The following is a 19366-nucleotide window of genomic DNA, read 5'->3' as shown; positions in this document are numbered from 1 at the left end:
CTGCCGTGCTATCGTGGTGCCGTCAGAAAACCGACAGCAGAGGGATGGCATGGCGGGAAAGCTCTGCGCGATCATCGGATTTGGTCCGGGCCTTGGAGCAGCATATGCCGAAGTTTTCCGGCAAGCGGGTTACGATCTCGCCCTGTTGAGCAGGTCGGGCTCCACTCCGGGCGGGGGCACCGCTTCGGGCCCGGTTGCACGCGGCTACGCCAGCGATGCGGGTGAGTCCGGATCGCTTCGGGCCGCGCTGGAAACGGTCGAGCGTGACATGGGGGAGGTCGATGTCGTGATCTACAACGCCGATCTTGGCCAGTTCGGCACGCTCTCCGAAATCTCCGAGGATCAGTTCGAGCAAAGCTGGCGCGTCGGCGTTCTGGGGCTTTTTTCCACGGCGAAGATCCTCGGGCCGCGCATGACCGAACGCGGGTCCGGCACTATCATCGTTTCGGGCGCAACGGCATCCTTGCGCGGAAATCTCTGGACCACCGCTTTCGCCCCGGCAAAGGCAGCGCAGCGCATCCTGGCGCAATCGCTGGCCAAGCAACTCGGCCCAGGCGGAGTTCATGTAGCCTATCTGGTGATCGACGGCGTGATCGACACGGCAGACACGCGCGCGAATTTCGCAAAGGGCGCGCCCGACGAATTCTTCATTCGTCCCGACAAGATCGCTGAGACGGCCCTGATGCTGGCGGGGCAGGATCGGTCGGCATGGACCTTTGAACTGGACATCCGGCCGTTCGGCGAAAAGTGGTAGGCGATCCGCCTTGCCGGAGCATCGGGCCGTTCGCCGCGCGAATTGTCCGGGCCTGCGGGTCGTCTGGCCCTCTCCTCGGGTCCGATGAACGAGGCGGACGCATGGCGCACCGAGCGGCGCGGTCGCAGCGCCTGTCGGGCGGCTAGCCGCCTGCCTCGTCGATCAGATGCCGGACCCAGCGCGCCGCCAGCCAGGTTGCCGGCAGGCCGAGCGGGACCGACAGGGCCAGCGTGAGCAGCGGCGACAGCGCCGACAGACCCACCGCCTGTCCCATCAGGCCGAGCATGAAAAGGTTGATCGCCACCGCCGCCGCGACGAACGGGTAGAGCAGAAGCCCGAGTTTCCAGAGCGGCCAGCGCCCCTCAGTGGGAGGTTCCGTCCTCGAAGGTGATCTTGTTCCAGACATTGTACTTCCCCGAGGGTTTCTTCATCGGAAGCCGCTTTACCTCTTCGAGCGTCTTCGCGTCGTAGACGATGACCGCGCCGTCATCCTCCCAGATCGAGACGAGCGCATAGGCGCCGTCCTTCGTGAACTCGACATGGGCGACGGTCTTGCCGGGCGCCGGTCGGAGCGTCTTGACGATCTCCAGCGTGTCCTTGTCGATGACGTGCATCTCGTCCTTGTGGGGGCCGAAGAAGACATCGGCCCAGAAATAGGGCGAGGCGTCGTGGCTGCGCAGGAAGAAGCCGGGCCCGTCGGTCGGAATGGTCTTCACCACCTCCCAGGTCTTCATGTCGATGACGCTCAGGACGCCTTCGCGCAGATGCGGCGCCGCCATCACGCGGCGGCCGTCGCGCATCCAGCTGATGCCGGAACCGAGATGCGGCATGCCGGGCAGCGGAAGCTCCGCCACCTCGCGCCCGACGTCAAGATTGACGACGACGCCCTTGTCGCCCTCGCGGTTGGTGCCGATGAGGTTGCGGTAGCCGGGGTCGAAGAAGAAATCGTCGATCGGCGCCCCGATCACGATCCGCCGGCGGGCGAAAAGGCCCTGTTCGGCGGCCAGCCCTTCCTCCATCCCCTTTTCGTAGCTGTGGACGAAGCCGTCGTGATAGGGGCCCGCCTCCGGGTCCGTCGCGATCTCCCAGATCTCCGGCACGTCCTTGAGGGCGAGGACGAAGCTCTTGCGGTCGGGCGCCTGATAGACGGCCGAGACGCGGGACGGCGCCCCTTCGCGACCCGCGACGTCGAGCACCTTCGCCACGCTCAGATCCTCGGTCGAGAGGATCGTCAGGGTATTGGGCAGGTAGTTGGCGACGGCGAGCCATTTGCCGTCATGGCTCATCGCGATGTTGCGGGAGTTCAGGCCGGCACGGACCCGGCCCACTTCGTGGAGCGACCAGATATCGTATTTCTCAACCCAGCCGTCGCGCGACATGATGAAGACATAACGCCCGTCGGGCGAGAATTTCGGACCGCCATGCACCGCGAAGGGCGTCGGGAACCGGTCGAGCACCTCGAACGTGTCGCCGTCGAGGACGCTGACATGGTGGTCCCCGGTTTCCACGACGAGCGTGATGTTCATCGGATCGGCGGTGAAGACCGGGGCCGGTGCCGGAGTATAGTCGGCCCGCATCTCGCGCGTCGCGTCGATATCGGCGGGCTGCCAGTCGGGCCGTTCGGCGAGAGGTTCGCCGATATAGGCGGCGATGGCCACGATATCCTCGGGCGACAGGGTGTCGGCGAAGGCGGGCATCTGCGTTGCCACGCGGCCCTTCGCGATGATCTCCTCCAGCGCCTCGCCCTTGATCCGGCCGAGCGCTTCGGGGATCAGCGCCGGGCCCGTGCCGCCAAGCCGGGTCTCGGCATGGCAGGAGGCGCAGTGTTGAGAGAAAAGAGCCGCGCCCGAAGGCGCGGCAAGCGCCGGCATAGCGGCGAGGGAACTACAGAAAACGATGTGCCGGATCATGGCTCTTGCCTCGGAAGGGCGTGACGGTCAGCCGCGCGGCATCCTCGATGCCGATCTCGGCGTTGCTGAGATAGCAGGCCGGGTCCTCGGCCCAGGGATCGCCCGTGACCTGAAGCGCGCGGATACGGGTATTGCCGCCGCAGACGGGCTGGAAGGCGCAGGCGCCGCACCGGCCTTTCAGGGGGCGCGGCCGCTGGCGAAGGGTCGCCAGCATCGGGTCGGCGCCGGTCCAGAGCGCGGAGAAGGGCATCTCCTTCACCGATCCGACCGTGTAGTCGGACCAGTAGGTGTCGGGATGGACCTTGCCCTGCGGGTCGATATTGGCGACGCCGAGGCCGGAGGAATTGCCGCCCCAGGCTTCCAGATGATCGCGGACATGCGCCACTTTCGCGGCATCGAACCGGCCTTCCGCCCAGCGCAGGAACCAGACCGCGTCGGCGTCGTTGTTGCCGGTGACGATTTCCAGCGGTCGGCCGTTCTCGACGGCGTCCCAGGCCCGGTCGATGATGATGTCCATCGCCGCGCGCGTGCGGGCATGGGCGGTATCGTCGCCCCGGTGCTTGTCGCCCCGGCCCGCATAGACGAGGTGGGAGAGGTAGAACTTGTCCACCCCTTCCGCCTCGCAGAGGTCAAGCATGTCCGTGAGTGTGTGGGCATTGTCCTCTGTGATCGTGAACCGCAACCCGACCTTGATCCCCTTCGCCTTGCAGGCGCGGACACCGGCGAGCGCATCGTCGAATGCACCCTCCACGCCCCGGAACCAGTCGTTCACCGCGCCGATCCCGTCGAGCGAGATGCCGACATAGTCGAAGCCGAGATCGGCGATGCGGTCGGCGTGCTCGGCCACCCGCGTGCCGTTGGTCGAGAGGCTGAGGTGGCGGAAGTTCAACGCCCTCGCGCGTTCGGCCAGTTCGAAGAAGTCGAAACGGCTGAGGGGTTCGCCGCCGGACAGGATCAGCGCGGGAATGCGGAAGGCCGAGAGGTCGTCGAGGACACCCATCGCCTGATCATGGCTGAGTTCGCCAGGGAAGGGCACGTCGGCCGAGGTCGTGTAGCAGTGCCGGCAGCGCAGGTTGCAGCGCCGGGTCAGGTTCCAGATCACCACCGGCTTGACCGGCCCCGAGCGGCGGCGGACTGGCGTCGGCGCCACGAGTTCATGCATGTATTGCGTCAGTCGGAACATCGGTCAGCTTCCTTCCCTCAGCCGCAGTCCGGTCTTCTTGAGGATGCGGGTGGAATAGAGGATGTCGTTCGCCCGGCAGGCACCGCCCAGAAGCTCCGCGATCTCGGCGCGCTTGGCCTCCACCTCGTCGCGGTCGCGACCGTGGACCATCGCGAAGAGATTGTAGGGCCAGTCCGGCAGTGCGCGCGGCCGCAGATAGCTGTGGCTGACAAAGTCGAGCGCGCCGACACGGGCGCCAAGTGTTTCGGCGCGGCCATCCTCGACGTCCCAGACGCTCATGCCGTTGGCGGTGACACCAAGCGCGTAGTGATTGGGCGCGAGCGCGATGCGGCGGATCACGCCGCGCTCCTGCATGGATCTCATCCGGTCGATCACTTCGTCCTCGCCGAGGCCGAGCCAGCGGGCGACCTCGGCATAGGGCTCCGGCGTCAGCGGCAGGCCGCCCTGGGTGGCGTTGATGAGGCGCCGGTCCGTCGCGTCGATCGTCATGCCTTCACCCGGAAACCAATGAAGAATTCCTTCAGTTTCGGAAAACGCAGCACCGTGAGCCCGGTTTCGGCCTCGATCTCCTGCGCCATCCGTTCGATGCCCTCCGGCTGGTCGGTCGCAAGAACGAACCACATGTTGAGCCGGTGGGCGCGTTCATAATTGTGCGCGACTTCCGGATGGGCATTGACCAAAGTCACGACCGCGTCAAACCGGTCCTCGGGCACCGACATGGCGCAGAGGCAGAAGGCCCCGCCCATCGCCTCGGCGTCGAAGAACGGGCCGAAGCGCGTGATGGCGCCTTCCTCGCGCAGGTTCCTGATCCGGGCGATCAGGTCCTCCTCGCTGATGCCGAGCGCCTCGCCGGCCTTTGCAAAGGGGTGGGGGGCCAGGGGGAAACCGTCCTGGAGCGCGTTCAGGATCGCCCGGTCGGTGGCGTCGAGCGCGTCCGGGGAAAGCGCTGTCCGTCTCATGCCGCATCCGCCTTCAGAAGCGCGCCGGTCTGCTTGAAGCAGCGAAGCGAGAAGAGCGCCCGGTGCGGCGCGCCGGCAAGTTCGGGGAGTGCGGCGGCCTCCGCCAGGACCTCCTCGGCCTCGGCGCGGCTGCGGGCATGGATCATCGAATAGAGCGGAAAGTCCCAGAGCCCCGGCACGGTGCGCCGCTGGTAACACAGCGTCACGCCGCAAAGCCGTGCGAGGGCCGGGCCGGCGGCGGCGATCCTGTTCTCGGGCAGGTCCCAGACGACCATCGCGTTGGCCGCCCAGCCGATGGCGCGGTGGCGGACGATGACCCCGACACGGGTGAGGATGCCAGCCCCCGAGAGGGTGGCGATCCGGGCGATGACCTCGACTTCTGGCCGGCCGATCCGCTGCGCCACGGCGGCAAACGGGCGGGAGACGAGCGGCAGTCCCTCGGTCAATGCCTGAAGGATGGGTCGGTCCGCGGATTCGAGAACCGCAAGACGTGTCGCGCGGGACTCGGGCATCGCCGCGCGCGCGCGGGCGTCAAGGCGGAAGCCGAGGTCGATGTTGAAGGGGCGGACCAGCCGCAGGTCGAGGACGCGAAGGCCGCTTTTCGCGGAGATCCGGCCGAGCGATGCCTCGAGCGCGGCGGTGTCGGGCGCGGTGGCGACGAACCAGAGGTTCCAGTCGTCCTCGCGCAGGTAGGAATGGTTGACCCCCGGCTCGGCCCCGACGATGTCCGCGACCTCGTCGATGCGGTCCTCCGGCACCGCCATCGCGGCGAGGGTCGAGGCGCCGGCGGTGTTCGGCCGAACGGTGGCGCCGACCCGGGCGACCATGCCGCGCGCGCCAAGCTGCTCCAGCCGCGAGATCACCTCGTCCTCGCTGACGCCCAGTGCCGCCCCGATGGCGGCGAAGGGCTGCGGCACCAGCGGCAGGTCGCGCTGGAACTCGTCCAGAAGGCGGCGGTCGATGGGGTCGAGCCGGTCGAGCATGGTCAGAGCCCCGTCCGGTGCGCGCGCGCGGTGAAGAAGATGCCGGAAGGGCTTTCGGCCGCGATCTCGCCCGTCACCTTGTAGCTGTGGGTGTCGTAGATCATCACGCGGTTGTCGTCGCGGGCCGAGATCCAGACCTCGGCGCCGCGCGGCGCGAATTCCATGTGGAGGACGGCAGCGCCGGGGTTGAGGGTCTTCACAACCTCATGCGTGCGGCTGTCCACGACCTGAACGGTGTCATTGAGCGGGGTAGCGAAGTTCACCCAGACGTAAGGCGAGCCGGGCTGGGCGATAATGAAGACCGGCTGGCCATGAACGGGTGTCCGCGCGACCTCCTCAAGGCTCGTCCGGTCGACCCAGAGGAGTTCGTGCTGGCCGACGGCGGGAAGGACGTACTGACCTTCGGTGAAAGCCCAGCCCTGAAGATGCGGCATCTTGTAGACCGGCAGGTCGTCCTCGGTTTTGCCGTAATCCTTGAGGAATCGCACCGGTGCCGGTTGGTCGTCCCAAAGGTCGATGGCGGTCACGCCCTTTTCGCCGAAAAGCCCGATAAGGTACGTGTGGGCATCGTCGGTCAGGACCGCGTCGAAAGGATTGGCACCAACATCGCCGAGCTTGGTCAGCGCCATGTCGGGTGTCGAAAAATCCGCCATCCAGGCTTCCCCGGAATCCCAGGTCGACCAGACGAAGCGCCGGCCGGGCACGTCGACGAGGCCGATGGTCTTGGCGTTGAGCGGGATGTCGGCCACCGGGTCGAGCGTCTCCGCGTCGAAGACCTTCACGCCGCCGGGTTCGTAGTTCGATACCGCGATCAGCTTGCCGTCGTCGGAGATCGCCCCGCCGATGGAGTTTCCGGCCTGGACGATCCGCTTCGCGATGGTGCGGGTCAGCATGTCGACCTTGGTCAGCCCGCCGTCGCGGCCGAAGACATAGGCGAAACGCTCGTCGGGGCTGTAGGTGAGCGAGGCGTGGCTGAGATCCCCGAGCCCTTCGATCCGGCCGAGGGCCGCATGATCGGAGCGGTCGACGACCAGAAGCGATCCGGTCGCGCGCTCGACCACCAGCCCGAGATCGCCGGTGGCGCAACAGGGCTCGTCCGCGAGGGCAGGGGCGGCAGCGGCCAGGAGAAGGGCGGCGACAAGGGCTTTCATTCGGGGCGTCCTTTCAGATAGTCCGCGATCCAGAGCGCATCCTCTTCCGACAGGACCGGCCGCCAGCGCGGCATCGCGGTGCCGGGCACACCGTCGAGGATGATCGCGGCCAGACCTTGCGGTTCGGCATGGGCGAGCATGTCGGGCGTGAGCGCGGAGCCGAGCCCGCCCTTCAGCGTCAGCCCGTGGCAGGAGCCGCAATCCTGGATCACGATGTTTTCGAGTTTCGTCGCCCGCTCGGGGCTGACTTCCGCCACTGCCGGCAGACTCAGCGCGAGAAGGGCGACGAGGCTACGCATAGGCCGCCATCCCGGCGCCATCGCAGGCAAGCGCGTCGGCGAGTGCGACCTGATCGTAAAGCGAGACGACGTGGCCGATGACGAAAAGCACCGGCGCCTCCGGCGCGGTCGTGGCGATGTCGGTGGCGACGGTCCCGAGGGTGGAGACGATGCGCGCCTCGCGCGGGGTCGTGGCCGAGGCGACCGCCATGACGGGAAGCGAGGCGGGAAGCCCGTGCCGCATGAGCTGGAAGGCGATTTCCGCGATGTTGGCCGCCCCCATGTAGACGACGAGCGTCGTCTCCTCGCTCGCAAGCGAGGCCCAGTCGAGGTCGAGCCGCGCATCCTTTGCGCGGTGGCCGGTGACGTAGCGCACGCCGGTGGCGAGGCCGCGATGGGTCAGCGGCACGCCGGTCGAGGCCGCCGCCCCCTGGGCGGAGGTGATCCCCGGCACATAGGCGACGGGGATGCCCTCCGCCCGCAGGACCTCCGCCTCTTCGGAGCCGCGCCCGAAGATGAGGGGATCGCCGCCCTTCAGGCGCACGACCGTAAGGCCTTCGCGCGCGAGGTCGACGAGAAGCGCGTTGATGCCGTGCTGCGGCACCTTGTGGCGGCCGGCCATCTTGCCCACGTCGATCAGCCTTGTTTCCTTCGGGATCAGCGCCATGATCTCGTCCGAGACGAGCCGGTCAAAGACCACCACATCGGCCTCGCGGATGAGCCTGAGCGCCTTGAGCGTCAGAAGCTCCGGATCGCCCGGCCCCGCGCCGATGAGGAAGACTTTGCCTGTGGTAAGGTCTTTCATGACCGCCTCTCATTCCGTGGTCCGGTGTCGGGCGGAGGGGAGGCCGACAAAGCCCCCTCCGCCCGTTCCGCGAAGGCGTCAGTAGACGTCTTCCCGGGTGTTCAGGACGTTGAACTTGCCGGTCGGGGTCACAAGGCGCGGGTCCTTGATCACCTCCTTCAGCTCCAGCGTCTTGTCATCGACAATAACGATGGCGCTTTCCTGGGTCTTGCCGTTCCAGACGGAGAACCAGACCTCGGTGCCTTCCTTGTTGAATTCCGGCTGCACCACGCGCGGCTGGCCTTCCGCGATGCCGGCCCATTCGCCGATCGGCAGAGTCTGGAATTCCGGATCGGCATCGGCGGTCATCGCCGAGATCGTGAAGACCGCCACCGAGGCCGAGGTTTCCGCATCCGGGTTCAAGGGCGCGTCGACATAGAGGTGGTCGGACTGCGGATGGGTCTTGATGAACAAGGACCCGCCGCCGAGCGCATAGAAGCTGTCGACGACCTTCCAGGCCTCGTCGGGATGCCCTTCGGGATCGGTGCCGATCAGCGCCACCGTTTCGTCGCCGAGGTGCGAGGTCGACCAGACCGGGCCGAAAACCGGGTGCGTGAAGTTCGCCCCCCGTCCCGGATGCGGCGTCTGGCCCCCGGTCTCGACCAGCGCGGTCAGCTTGTCTTCCTTGGTGTCGACGACCGCGATCTTGCCGCGCGCGTTCGCCGCGACGAGGAAGTAGCGGTGCGTGCTGTCGAAGCCGCCGTCATGCAGGAAGCGCTCCGCCTCGATCTCGACCGTCTTGAGGTTCTTCAGGTCGGTATAGTCGACGAAGAGGATCTTGCCGGTTTCCTTCACGTTCACGATGAATTCGGGCTTGTAGTGCGACGACAGGATCGACGCCACGCGGGGTTCCGGGTGGTAAACCTGTTCGTCGTAGATATTGCCCCGGGTCGAGACGATCTTGAGCGGCTCCAGCGTGTCGCCGTCCATGATCACGTATTGCGGCGGCCAGTAGGCGCCGGCGATCGCGAACTTGTCCTCGTAGCCTTCGAACTTGGAGGTTTCGACCGACCGCGCCTCGATGCCGATCTTGAGCGAGGCAACCGTCGCGGGCGTCTCCATCCAGAGGTCGATCATGTTGACGAGACCGTCGCGGCCGATCACGAAGAGGTAGCGGCCCGAGGCCGAGATGCGGCTGATATGGACCGCGTAGCCGGTGTCGATCACCGCCTTGATCTCATAGGTGCCGCCGTCGATCAGGGCGACCTGGCCCGCGTCGCGCAGCGTCACCGACATCAGGTTGTCGATGTCGATATCGTTCATCTTCTCTTTCGGCCGATCTTCCGGCGCGACGATGACCTTCCAGCTTTCGCGCATCTCCGGCATGCCCCATTCTGGCGGCGCCGGCGGTTCGAGGAGGAGATAGCGGGCCATCAGGTCCACCTGCTCTTCGGTCAGCTCGCCCGAGGTGCCCCAGTTCGGCATGCCGGCCGGGGAGCCGTAGGTGATGAAGCTCTGCAGGTAATCGTAACCGTTCGCGCGGGTGATGTCGGTCGTGAGCGGCTTGCCGGTCGCGCCCTTGCGCAGGACGCCGTGGCAGCCGGCGCAACGCTCGAAATAGATCTGCGTGGCCGACTGGAACTCCTCGGCGGTCATCACCGGGTCGTCGGGCTTGCGGCCGGGAATCTCGACCTTCAGCTGACCGAGCGTGGTCATGGACGGTTCATACGCGGCGGCGGGGCCGTCGGCGTGGTCCTTGGGCTTTTCCTGCGCAAGCACGGGGCCTGCGATCAGGGCAAGCGTCAGGGCAGCGCTGCTCAGCAACACCCTCCTGGCGCGGTTGGCTCGGGATGTCATGGGTTTTCTCCGTCTGCTGGTGAGGCTGTGGCGACCTTGCGCGAAGCCGGCGCCGCGCTCCTTGACTTGTGTCAAGGCGGTGCGATGTGCGCCGGGCGAGGGTCCGTCGAGACTTCGAGACCCCTTATCATGCGCCTTTTCGGTCCGCTCATCGCAGCGCTGACGCTTCTCGCCGCTCCGGTTTTTGCCGGGGGGGTGGGGATTGCGCCTGACGCGATCGCTCCTTCCGTTCCCGATGCCGCGATTGCCGCCGAGATCTTTGGCGCGGGCGATCTGTCGGTGACGCGCGACGAGGCCGGTGTCCCCGGCTGGACCGTGCGGCGGGACGGCAGCGTCGTCGGCCATATCGGCTCGACCTGGGAAATCGCCGGGTCGGTCGGCTATTCGGGGCGGCCGCTCGACGTCCTTGTGGGGATTTCTCCGGATGCGCGGATCGCGGGGGCGCGGCTGATGCAGCACAACGAGCCGGTGCTGACGCTGGGCATCTCGGACGCCGACATCGCCGCCTACGTGAACGGATTCGCGGGCTACGACCTGACAGCGCCGCGCGATGTGGCGCTCGCGAAAACGCCGGGCCTTCCGGATGTGATCTCGCGCGCGACGGTTTCGACCGGTGTCATCCGCGATGGCATCCTCAGGACCGCCCGCACGCTTGCGATAGGGCGGGGTATTCTGGCTGCGGGGGGCGGAATCGACCGGTTGGGTTTTGTCCCTGCCGACTGGCCCGAGCTGGTTCAGTCCGGCGCGCTCGGCGAGGTCCGAGTCACCCTGAGCGAGGCCGCTGCGGCGCTTGCCGGCGCCAAGGTGCCTGTGCCGGAAGGCGAGGGGGATTTCCTCCACCTCTGGGGTGGCCTCGTCGATCCGCCCTCGGTCGGCCAGAACCTTCTCGGCCAGCAGGTCTTCACCTCGGCTATCGGCGCGATGGGCGCGGGCGAGACCGAGTTGATCGTGATCTCTTCGGGTCTCCAGTCCCATCGTGGCACCGACTGGCGCAAAACCGGGGTCTTCGACCGCGTGACCATCGTCCAGGGCGATACCCGTCACCAGCCGGACGAGGCGAGCTACCGGATGGTCAGGAAGCTGGCCGTCGAAGGCGCTCCGCCGGTGAAGGAGATCAGCCTGTTCCGCCTTCCGGCCACCATCGACCCGATGCAGCCCTTCCGCGTCGAGGTGACCGCGACCCGACCCACGGACAGCGGCGAGGTGGCGATGACCATCGGCGCGGATTACCGCCTGCCCGACGCCTACCGGCTTGCCCCGCCGCCCGAACCGGAACCCCTTTGGCGCGAGATCTGGGAGGCGAAGCGGGTTGAAACGGGGATCGTCGCGGCAATGCTCGCGGTCCTGACGCTGATCCTTTTTGCGCAGGAATGGATCACGCGGCGGCCGAAACTCTGGCTGATCGGCCGGGCCGGGTTCCTCGCGACGACGCTCTTCGTCCTCGGCTGGGGGCTGAACGGCCAGTTGTCGGTGGTTCAGGTCGTGGCCTTCGTCCACTCTCTCCTGACCGGCTTCCGGTGGGAGACCTTCCTGATCGAGCCGGTGATCTTCCTCCTTTGGTCTTTCACGGCGCTCGGCATGCTTTTCTGGGGGCGGGGGGTCTATTGCGGCTGGCTCTGCCCGTTCGGCGCGTTGCAGGAGCTGACGAACCTCGCCGCGCGCCGGCTTGGCGTGAAGCAGGTCGCCGTGCCGCAGGCGCTGCACGAGCGGCTCTGGGTGATCAAGTATACGCTCTTCATGGCGATCCTCGCGCTGTCGTTCTACTCGATGCACGATGCGCTGGTGCTGGCCGAGGCGGAACCGTTCAAGACCGCCATCTCGCTTCGCATGATGCGCGCCTGGCCCTTCGTGGCCTTCGTCCTCGTCCTTCTCGGCGCCGGTCTTTTCGTCGAGCGGTTCTTCTGCCGCTATCTCTGCCCGCTCGGCGCGGGGATCGCGATTCCGGCGAAACTGAAGATCTTCGACTGGCTGAAGCGGCGCCCGCAATGCGGCCGGGAATGCCGTCTCTGCGAGACGAAATGCACGGTCGGCGCCATCGACCCCCTCGGCCGGATCAACGCCAACGAATGCGTCCTGTGCCTGCGCTGCCAGGTCGTCATGAACGATCCCGGCACCTGTCCGGTCCTGAAGCGCCGGGCCCGCGCGGAAGCGCCAGGGGGCGGGCAATGACGGCGGTGCGGCGTTTTTTCGGCGAGGGCTTCCGGGTGTTCTTCCTGTCGGCCGGGCTCTACGCCCTTCTCGCGGTCGGTCTCTGGACCGTGTCCCTCGTCATGCCGGTGCCGCTGCCGTCCCGCGTTCCTTCGGTGGAGTGGCATGCCCACGAACTGATCTTCGGCTTCGGCGCCGCCGCGCTTGGCGGGTTCCTGCTGACCGCCGTTCCGAACTGGACCGGTGCGCGGGCGGCGCGGCACGTCTTCATTGTGGTGGCTGCGGGTCTCTGGCTTGCCGGGCGACTCGCCGTCGGGTTTTCGGACATGCTGTCCCCCGTCCTCGTCGCCGTGACCGATCTCGCCTTCCTGCCGGTTCTGGCGGCAAAGATCGCCACCCAGTTCATCCGCCGGCCGAAGCCGCAGAACGTCATGTTCCTCGGCCTGCTCGCCCTCATCTGGACGGCGAACCTCTTCGTCCATCTGGACTGGACCGGCCTCGCCACCGGCACCGCGCGCGTCGGGCTTTACGCCGGGCTCTACGGGCTGGTCGCGATGATCGCGGTCCTCGGCGGGCGGGTCACGCCGGCCTTCACGCGCAACGCGATGAGGCGCTCGGGCCGCGAGACCGGCCTGCCGCGGTCATTCCCGCGCCTTGACGCGGCGGCGATCGCGGCGGCGATCGCGCTCGTGCTCGCGACACTCGCGGGCGCGCCCGACAGGATTGTCGGCATCGTTGCGCTGCTCGCGGGCGCGGGCCAGATCGCGCGGCTTGCCTTCTGGCGCGGCGGATACACGCTTGGCCAGCCGATCCTCTGGTCGCTTCACCTGTCGTTTGCCCTGATCGGCATCGGCCTCGTTCTTGCCGGCCTTGCCGCCTTCGGTATCGGCGACCCCGTCGGCGCGCTTCATGTCGTCGCCATCGGCGGGGTCGGGGGCATGACGCTCGCGGTCATGTCGCGGGCAAGTCTCGGCCATAGCGGCCGGCCGCTCGTCGCGCCCGCTCCGCTCGCGATCGCCTACGGGCTTCTTCCCGTCGCGGCGCTCCTGCGCTGGGTCGCCGCGACCGTTCCCGACGTCTTCCGTGCCGCGACGCTGGCGGCCGGGGCGGCCTGGATGCTCGCCTTTCTGCTTTACGTAACGGCACTCTGGCCCGCCTTATGGGGGCCACGCCTGGCCCAATCCCCGGAGTAGGTCATGAACCGTCGTCGCTTCCTCACCGTCGCCGCCGCCACGCTTGCCGCATCCGCGCGGGGCGCAGACGCGGCGATGCCGGCGATCTGGACCGGGCGCGCGATGGGGGCGGATGCGCGGATCGTCCTCCACGGTGCCGACCCGACGCGGGCGCGGCACGTTTTCGGCCGGGTGGAGGCCGAGCTTGGGCGGGTGGAGCGGCATTTCTCGCTTCATGCCGAATCGGAGTTGCGGCGGCTGAACCGCGACGGTCGTCTGTCGTATCCGGCGCCGGAGGTGCTTGCGGTCTTTCACCTTTCGGATCGGGTGCATCAGGCAACGGGCGGCGCCTTCGATCCGACGATCCAGCCGCTCTGGCTGGCGGTGGCGACAGGCTGCGATACCGTGGCCGCGCGTCAGGCCGTCGGCTGGTCGCGCGTGCGGGTGGGGGCGGACGAAATCGCCCTCGACCCCGGCATGGCGCTGACATTCAACGGAATCGCACAAGGCCATGCCGCCGACCGGATCGCGGCGCTGCTACGGGCCGAAGGATTCGGCGACGTGCTGATCGACATGGGTGAGGTCATGGCGCTAGGGACCAACGACGCCCGGGACTGGCAGGCCGCCATCGCCGCGCCGGACGGGGCGGAACTTGGCCGCGTCGGGCTCAGGAACCGCGCGCTTGCCACGTCCTCGCCGATGGGCACGACGATCGGCGGCGGTGCCGGGCACATCCTGCACCCGAAGGGCGCACCGGCCCGCTGGTCGACGATCTCGGTCTCGGCCGGCAGCGCGGCCATTGCCGACGCACTTTCCACGGCCTTCTGCCTCATGGAACCAGCGGCAATCCAGCGCGCGCTTTCGGAATTTCCGGAGGCGCGGATAGAAGCGATGATCTAATCATGACCATTTGACTTAGGTTAAGGAGCCAGCCACCTCCCCGCGCCAGAGTGCGGCCACAATCAACCGCTCCGGGAAGGATAAAGCGCAATGCGCGAAGTCATGACCAAGAGCATGGCCCGTAACATATTTTATGGCGGATCCCTGTTCTTCATCCTCATCTTCGTCGGGTTGACGGTGCACAGCCACCGCTACATCACGACCACTTCAACCGACACTGCCGGGCTCACCGACAGCGTCGCGGCGGGCAAGCACATCTGGGAAAAGCATGCCTGCATCAACTGCCACACGATCCTCGGTGAAGGCGCCTACTTCGCGCCGGAACTGGCCAACGTCATGACCCGCTGGGGCGTGGCCGACGACCCGGAAGCCGCCTTCGACGCGCTGAAGGGCTGGATGGATGCCATGCCGAGCGGCATCGAGGGCCGCCGCCAGATGCCGCAGTTCAACCTGAGCGATCAGGAATACCGCGAGCTTGCCGATTTCCTCCTGTGGACGAACAAGATCCGTGCCCAGGACTGGCCGCCGAACGATGCCGGCTGAGGAGACAGAATCATGAAATACCAAACGCAGAAAATCGCGCTCGCCTACTTCGTCGTGGCGATGGCGCTCTTCGCGGTGCAGGTCTCGCTGGGGCTCGTCCTCGGCTGGATCTATGTCAGCCCGAACTTCCTGTCCGAATTCCTGCCTTTCAATATCGGCCGGATGCTGCACACCAACAGCCTGATCGTCTGGCTGCTTCTCGGCTTCTTCGGCGCCGCCTATTACCTCATCCCGGAGGAATCGGAGCGCGAGATCTACTCGCCGAAGCTCGCCTACCTTCAACTGGCGATCTTCGTTCTCGGCACGGCGGGCGTCGTCGTGACCTACTTCTTCAACCTCTTCGAGGGGAACTTCCTGCTTGGCAAGGAGGGGCGCGAATTCCTCGAACAGCCGAAATGGGTCAAGGTCGGCATCGTCGTCGCGGCGCTGATCTTCCTCTACAACATCACCATGACCGTGCTTGCCGGCAAGAAGACGGCCATCACCAACATCCTGCTTCTCGGCCTCTGGGGCCTCGCGCTGCTGTTCCTCTTCGCCTTCGTGAACCCGTCGAACCTGGCGCTCGACAAGCTTTACTGGTGGTACGTCGTCCATCTCTGGGTCGAGGGCACATGGGAACTGGTGATGGCCTCGATCCTGGCCTTCCTGATGCTGAAGCTGACCGGCGTCGACCGCGAGGTGGTGGAGAAATGGCTCTACGTCATCGTCGCCGCCGCGCTCTTCTCGGGCATCCTCGGCACCGGGCACCACTACTACTGGATCGGCGCGCCCGGCTACTGGCAGTGGATCGGCTCGATCTTCTCCGCGCTCGAAGTCGTTCCCTTCTTCGGGATGATGGCCTTCGCCTTCGTCATGGTCTGGAAGGGCCGCCGCGACCACCCGAACAAGGCAGCACTTCTCTGGGCGCTCGGCTGTGCCACGCTGGCCTTCTTCGGCGCGGGCGTCTGGGGCTTCCTTCACACGCTGCACGGGGTGAACTACTACACGCATGGCACGCAAATCACGGCAGCGCACGGTCACCTCGCCTTCTTTGGCGCGTATGTCGCGCTGAACCTCGCGATCATCTCCTACGCGATGCCGGTCCTGAAGGGGCGCGATCCCTACAACCAGGTACTCAACATGGCCTCGTTCTGGCTGATGTCGGGCGGCATGGTCTTCATGACCTTCACGCTGACCTTCGCCGGAACCGTGCAGACCCACCTCCAGCGGGTGATGGGCGAAGCGTACATGGACGTCCAGGACCAGCTGTGGATCTTCTTCGCCATGCGCTTCGGCTCGGGCGTGGCGGTGGTCCTTGGCGCGGTACTCTTCATCTACGCGATCCTGATGCCGCGGCGCGAGATCATCGAGCCCGGCCCGCTTGAGCGGGATCGCATCGAGCATGACGCAGACCATGTGGCGGCGGAGTGACGACCATGGACGGCACATATGACATCAAGGGGGCGGCGGACGCCCCCTTCTACCTGCCCCAAGGCGACGAATGCGCCGTGTTCACGGCGGCCTTCCAGAACAGCCTGCCGATGCTGCTGAAGGGCCCGACGGGCTGCGGCAAGACCCGCTTCGTGGCCCATATGGCCGCGACGCTCGGCCGGCCGCTTTATACCGTCGCCTGCCATGACGACCTCTCGGCCGCCGACCTCATCGGCCGCTACCTCTTGAAGGGCGGCGAGACGGTGTGGGTCGACGGTCCTCTGACCCGCGCGGTGCGCGAGGGGGCGATCTGCTATCTCGACGAGGTGGTGGAGGCGCGGAAGGACGTGACCGTCGTCCTCCATCCCCTGACCGATGACCGGCGCATCCTGCCGATCGACCGGACGGGAGAGGAACTGGAGGCCGCGCCGGGCTTCATGCTGGTCGCCTCCTACAACCCCGGCTACCAGAACATCCTGAAGACGCTGAAACCGTCCACCCGGCAGCGCTTCGTCAGCCTTGACTTCACCTTCCCCAAGCCGGAGCACGAAATCCCCGTCGTCGCCCGCGAAAGCGGCCTTTCGGAGGATCGCGTGAAGCCCCTCGTGCGGCTCGCGAACAAGTTCCGCGCGCTCAAGGGCCAGGATCTGGAGGAAGGCACCTCCACCCGCCTCGTCGTCTACGCGGCAACGCTCATCGCGCAAGGGATGACGCCCGATCGGGCCATCCGCGTCGCGATGATCGAGCCGTTGACAGACGACGACGACACCAAGCGCGGGCTCCTCGATCTCGTCACCGCCGTTTTCGGGTGAGGCCGGCAGATGTCCGGGATCGAAATCGAGCCATGGGAACCCGAGGAAACCGTCGGGAAACTGTGGCACGCCTATGCCAGCCGTCTCGACGCGCCAAGCGTCCACGACGGAGCCCGTGTCGGCCTTCATGAGGTCGGCGGACGGCTGGCAATTCTATTTCGCGGCCTCGGAGGGTCGCCGGCGGTGGAGATCAAGCCGGTGGCGCCGGAACACTCCGCCCACCGGCTGTCGCTTCGCCGCCGTCTCGGGGCGGAGACCGAGACCACGCCGCGCGCGAGCTTCGATGGCGAGGCATTGCGCCTGCCCGAGACGCTCGCGCTCTTTCCGGCGCGCGAAGCCAACGCCGCGCTCTATGTCTGGCTGACCGCCGCCGCCGCCCATGCCGGCGCGCCGCGCGTCGAGGACGATCCGCTGCGCGCCGACCTCGCCGCGTTGATCGCGGCGCAGGCGATGACCCGCGCGGCGCTCGCCGATGCGCCCGGCTTCGCGGGACTTCATGCCGATCTTTGCGCGGCCCATCTGGCGCTTCGCCGCGTTCCCCTGCTTCCCGAGGCCGAGCGCACGGTCGAAGCCGTGATCCGTGATCTTCTGGGCGATCCGGCGCCGCTTTCGCCCAAAGCCGCGCGCATGGCAAAGGCGGTCGAGACAGGTGATCTGTCCGCTTACCGCGCCCCGCGCGGCTACCGGCCGTTCCGCCCCGTGCCGCTCTGGCCCGATCTTCGTCCGCTCGCCTTCTCGGCCGCGACCGCCGTCGAAAGCCGCGCGACCGAGGGCACGCCCGAGGCGGGCGAAGGCCGCACCCACCGGGCGCGGCGGCGCAAGGCCGACCAGATCGAGCGCAACGACAGTTTCATTCTCCACAAGTTCGAGGCGATCCTGAGCTGGGCCGAGTTCATCAACCTCAACCGGAGGGTCGAGGAGGACGAGAACGACGACGCCAAGAAGGCGGCCGACGATCTGGACGAGATCGGCCTCGGCCAGATTTCCAAGGCCCCGGCGACCCGGCTCAAGCTGCATCTCGACCTCGCGCCCGAGGATGTCGACCGCGAGGCGCTGTCGGGCGAGGCGACCTATCCCGAATGGGACGCCCGCAGCGGCGCCTACCTGCCGGCCCATGCCCGTGTCCTGACCTCCTCCGTCGAGGCGAGCGAGGAGGAGCCGGCCTTCCGCAGCGATCCCAGGGCCGCCAAACGCATCCGGGCGGTCAAGCGCCAGTTCGAGGCGCTGCGCCCCGCCCGTATCCTGACGTCCGGTCACCGCGACGGGGACGAGCTCGACACCGACCGCGCGATCCGTTCCCGGATCGACCTTGTCGCGACGGGCGAGGGCGATGACCGCGTCTGGCTCCAGAACCGGACCGAGAAGCGCGACCTCGCCGTCTCGATCCTCCTCGACGTCTCGCGTTCGACGGAGGCCGCCGTGCCCGGCCACGGCCATGACGGCCGCGCGGTGATCGACATCGAGCGCGAGGCGCTTGCGGCCCTGGCCTGGGGTCTTGACGCCTGCGGTGACGATTTCGCCATCCATGCCTTTTCCTCGCTGAAGCGCGACCGGGTCTATGTCCAGACCGCGAAGCGCTTCGGCGAACCGATGAGTGCAGAGGTCGAATCCCGCATCGCCGGCCTCAAGCCCGGCTTCTACACCCGCCTCGGCGCCGCGATACGCCATGCCTCGGCCGGGCTGACGCGCGAGGCGCGTCGGCGCAGGCTGCTTCTCGTCATCACCGACGGCAAGCCCAACGACCTCGATCATTACGAGGGCCGCCACGGGATCGAGGACAGCCGCAAGGCCGTCGAGGAGGCGCGCCGCGCCGGCCACGCCGTCTTTGGCATCACCGTCGATCGCGACGGCAAGTCCTGGTTCCCGCGCCTGTTCGGCCAGGGGGGCTACGCTGTCATCCCGCATCCGGAAAAGCTGACGCAGGCGCTGCCGGAGATCTACCGGCAGCTCGTGGGCGCATGACGGACAGGGCAGAGGTCAATCGCGGTCCGTTCGACGATCTGCCCGGAGATCTGATGATCTGGGTGCTGATCGTCTCAGAGCTTCTGGTCTTCGGCGCCGGCCTTGCCGCCTTCCTTGCCGTGCGGATCACCGACCCCGCGGGCTTCGCCGCCGCGCAGGATCACCTCCACCGCGCCGCCGCCGGGATCAACACCGTGATCCTCGTGACCTCCGGCTGGCTTGCCGCCCTTGGTGCCGCCGAGGTGGAGCGGGGCCGGATCGGGCGCGGCCGCGCGCGCCTCGCCGCCGCCGCGATGCTCGGGCTCGTCTTCCTGGTGGTCAAGGGGGTGGAATATGCCGACAAGGCGGGGCAGGGGATCGGGGTGGAGACCCATCCCTTCTTCACCTTCTACTACCTGATTACCGGCTTTCACGCGGCCCATGTCGCGGCCGGGGTCGTCGTCCTCCTGCTGACGGCCGCGCGCGCCCGTCCGCGCGAGGTCGAGGCGGGTGTCGCGTTCTGGCACATGGTCGACCTTGTCTGGGTTCTCGTCTTCCCCGTGATCTATCTTCTGAGGTAG

Annotated in this window: 19 protein-coding genes; 9 read left to right on the top strand and 10 right to left on the bottom strand. The window is 67.2% G+C overall.

Going from position 1 to position 19366, the window contains the following annotated elements; all coding sequences use genetic code 11:
• Nucleotides 1–49 precede the first annotated feature (49 nt).
• On the top strand, nucleotides 50–754 hold the full coding sequence (locus V5734_RS18210; protein WP_347311022.1) for an SDR family NAD(P)-dependent oxidoreductase: 705 nt from the start codon (nucleotides 50–52) through the stop codon (nucleotides 752–754).
• A gap of 142 nt (nucleotides 755–896) precedes the next feature.
• On the opposite strand, the gene V5734_RS18205 is transcribed toward V5734_RS18210, so the two are convergent.
• From V5734_RS18205 to V5734_RS18160, 10 genes are all read right to left on the bottom strand, one after another.
• Nucleotides 897–1160: a hypothetical protein gene (locus V5734_RS18205; protein ID WP_347311021.1), complete on the bottom strand. Its 264-nt coding sequence runs from the start codon at nucleotides 1158–1160 to the stop codon at nucleotides 897–899.
• Nucleotides 1117–2664 (bottom strand): cytochrome D1 domain-containing protein, encoded by a 1548-nt coding sequence (locus V5734_RS18200; RefSeq protein ID WP_347311020.1) that lies wholly within the window; start codon nucleotides 2662–2664, stop codon nucleotides 1117–1119. The genes V5734_RS18205 and V5734_RS18200 overlap by 44 nt, the downstream gene beginning before the upstream one ends.
• Nucleotides 2639–3847: a heme d1 biosynthesis radical SAM protein NirJ gene (nirJ, locus tag V5734_RS18195; RefSeq protein ID WP_347311019.1), complete on the bottom strand. Its 1209-nt coding sequence runs from the start codon at nucleotides 3845–3847 to the stop codon at nucleotides 2639–2641. Before nirJ ends, V5734_RS18200 begins: the two co-directional genes overlap by 26 nt.
• Nucleotides 3848–3850: 3 nt before the next feature.
• A complete protein-coding gene (ahbB, locus tag V5734_RS18190) occupies nucleotides 3851–4336 on the bottom strand; it encodes a siroheme decarboxylase subunit beta (protein ID WP_347311018.1) in 486 nt (161 codons plus the stop codon).
• Nucleotides 4333–4806, bottom strand: coding sequence for an Lrp/AsnC family transcriptional regulator (locus V5734_RS18185; RefSeq protein WP_347311017.1), 474 nt, complete (start codon nucleotides 4804–4806; stop codon nucleotides 4333–4335). Before V5734_RS18185 ends, ahbB (V5734_RS18190) begins: the two co-directional genes overlap by 4 nt.
• Nucleotides 4803–5789 carry a siroheme decarboxylase subunit beta gene (gene ahbB, locus V5734_RS18180; RefSeq protein ID WP_347311016.1) on the bottom strand — a complete coding sequence of 329 codons (987 nt, stop codon included), beginning with the start codon at nucleotides 5787–5789 and terminating at the stop codon, nucleotides 4803–4805. Before ahbB (V5734_RS18180) ends, V5734_RS18185 begins: the two co-directional genes overlap by 4 nt.
• 2 nt (nucleotides 5790–5791) lie before the next feature.
• On the bottom strand, nucleotides 5792–6940 hold the full coding sequence (locus V5734_RS18175; RefSeq protein WP_347311015.1) for a cytochrome D1 domain-containing protein: 1149 nt from the start codon (nucleotides 6938–6940) through the stop codon (nucleotides 5792–5794).
• Nucleotides 6937–7239, bottom strand: a complete 303-nt coding sequence (locus V5734_RS18170) for a c-type cytochrome (RefSeq protein WP_347311014.1) — start codon at nucleotides 7237–7239, stop codon at nucleotides 6937–6939. Before V5734_RS18170 ends, V5734_RS18175 begins: the two co-directional genes overlap by 4 nt.
• The gene (cobA, locus tag V5734_RS18165) at nucleotides 7232–8023 is read right to left on the bottom strand and encodes a uroporphyrinogen-III C-methyltransferase (RefSeq protein ID WP_347311013.1); all 792 of its coding nucleotides are present in this window, start codon (nucleotides 8021–8023) and stop codon (nucleotides 7232–7234) included. The genes V5734_RS18170 and cobA overlap by 8 nt, the downstream gene beginning before the upstream one ends.
• A gap of 78 nt (nucleotides 8024–8101) precedes the next feature.
• A complete protein-coding gene (locus V5734_RS18160) occupies nucleotides 8102–9859 on the bottom strand; it encodes a cytochrome D1 domain-containing protein (RefSeq protein WP_347311012.1) in 1758 nt (585 codons plus the stop codon).
• 129 nt (nucleotides 9860–9988) lie between these two features.
• Between V5734_RS18160 and V5734_RS18155 the strand changes: the two genes are divergently transcribed.
• The 8 genes from V5734_RS18155 to V5734_RS18120 all read left to right on the top strand — a co-directional run bounded on the left by V5734_RS18155 (nucleotide 9989) and on the right by V5734_RS18120 (nucleotide 19366).
• Entirely contained in the window at nucleotides 9989–12028 is a 2040-nt protein-coding gene (locus V5734_RS18155) for a 4Fe-4S binding protein (RefSeq protein WP_347311011.1), read from the top strand.
• Entirely contained in the window at nucleotides 12025–13200 is a 1176-nt protein-coding gene (locus V5734_RS18150; protein ID WP_347311010.1) for an NnrS family protein, read from the top strand. The genes V5734_RS18155 and V5734_RS18150 overlap by 4 nt, the downstream gene beginning before the upstream one ends.
• A gap of 3 nt (nucleotides 13201–13203) precedes the next feature.
• Nucleotides 13204–14079 carry an FAD:protein FMN transferase gene (locus V5734_RS18145; RefSeq protein ID WP_347311009.1) on the top strand — a complete coding sequence of 292 codons (876 nt, stop codon included), beginning with the start codon at nucleotides 13204–13206 and terminating at the stop codon, nucleotides 14077–14079.
• A gap of 90 nt (nucleotides 14080–14169) precedes the next feature.
• Nucleotides 14170–14622: a c-type cytochrome gene (locus V5734_RS18140; RefSeq protein ID WP_347311008.1), complete on the top strand. Its 453-nt coding sequence runs from the start codon at nucleotides 14170–14172 to the stop codon at nucleotides 14620–14622.
• 12 nt (nucleotides 14623–14634) lie between these two features.
• Nucleotides 14635–16032: a cbb3-type cytochrome c oxidase subunit I gene (locus V5734_RS18135; protein WP_347311007.1), complete on the top strand. Its 1398-nt coding sequence runs from the start codon at nucleotides 14635–14637 to the stop codon at nucleotides 16030–16032.
• Nucleotides 16033–16037: 5 nt separating this feature from the next.
• On the top strand, nucleotides 16038–16844 hold the full coding sequence (locus V5734_RS18130; protein WP_347311006.1) for a CbbQ/NirQ/NorQ/GpvN family protein: 807 nt from the start codon (nucleotides 16038–16040) through the stop codon (nucleotides 16842–16844).
• Between the two features lie 9 nt (nucleotides 16845–16853).
• Nucleotides 16854–18806 carry a nitric oxide reductase activation protein NorD gene (locus V5734_RS18125; RefSeq protein WP_347311005.1) on the top strand — a complete coding sequence of 651 codons (1953 nt, stop codon included), beginning with the start codon at nucleotides 16854–16856 and terminating at the stop codon, nucleotides 18804–18806.
• Entirely contained in the window at nucleotides 18803–19366 is a 564-nt protein-coding gene (locus V5734_RS18120) for a cytochrome c oxidase subunit 3 (protein ID WP_347311004.1), read from the top strand. Before V5734_RS18125 ends, V5734_RS18120 begins: the two co-directional genes overlap by 4 nt.

Origin of the sequence: Defluviimonas sp. SAOS-178_SWC (genome assembly GCF_039830135.1) — a bacterium.
Classification (GTDB): Bacteria; Pseudomonadota; Alphaproteobacteria; order Rhodobacterales; family Rhodobacteraceae; genus Albidovulum.
This window is presented reverse-complemented; position numbering and strand designations above follow the sequence as displayed.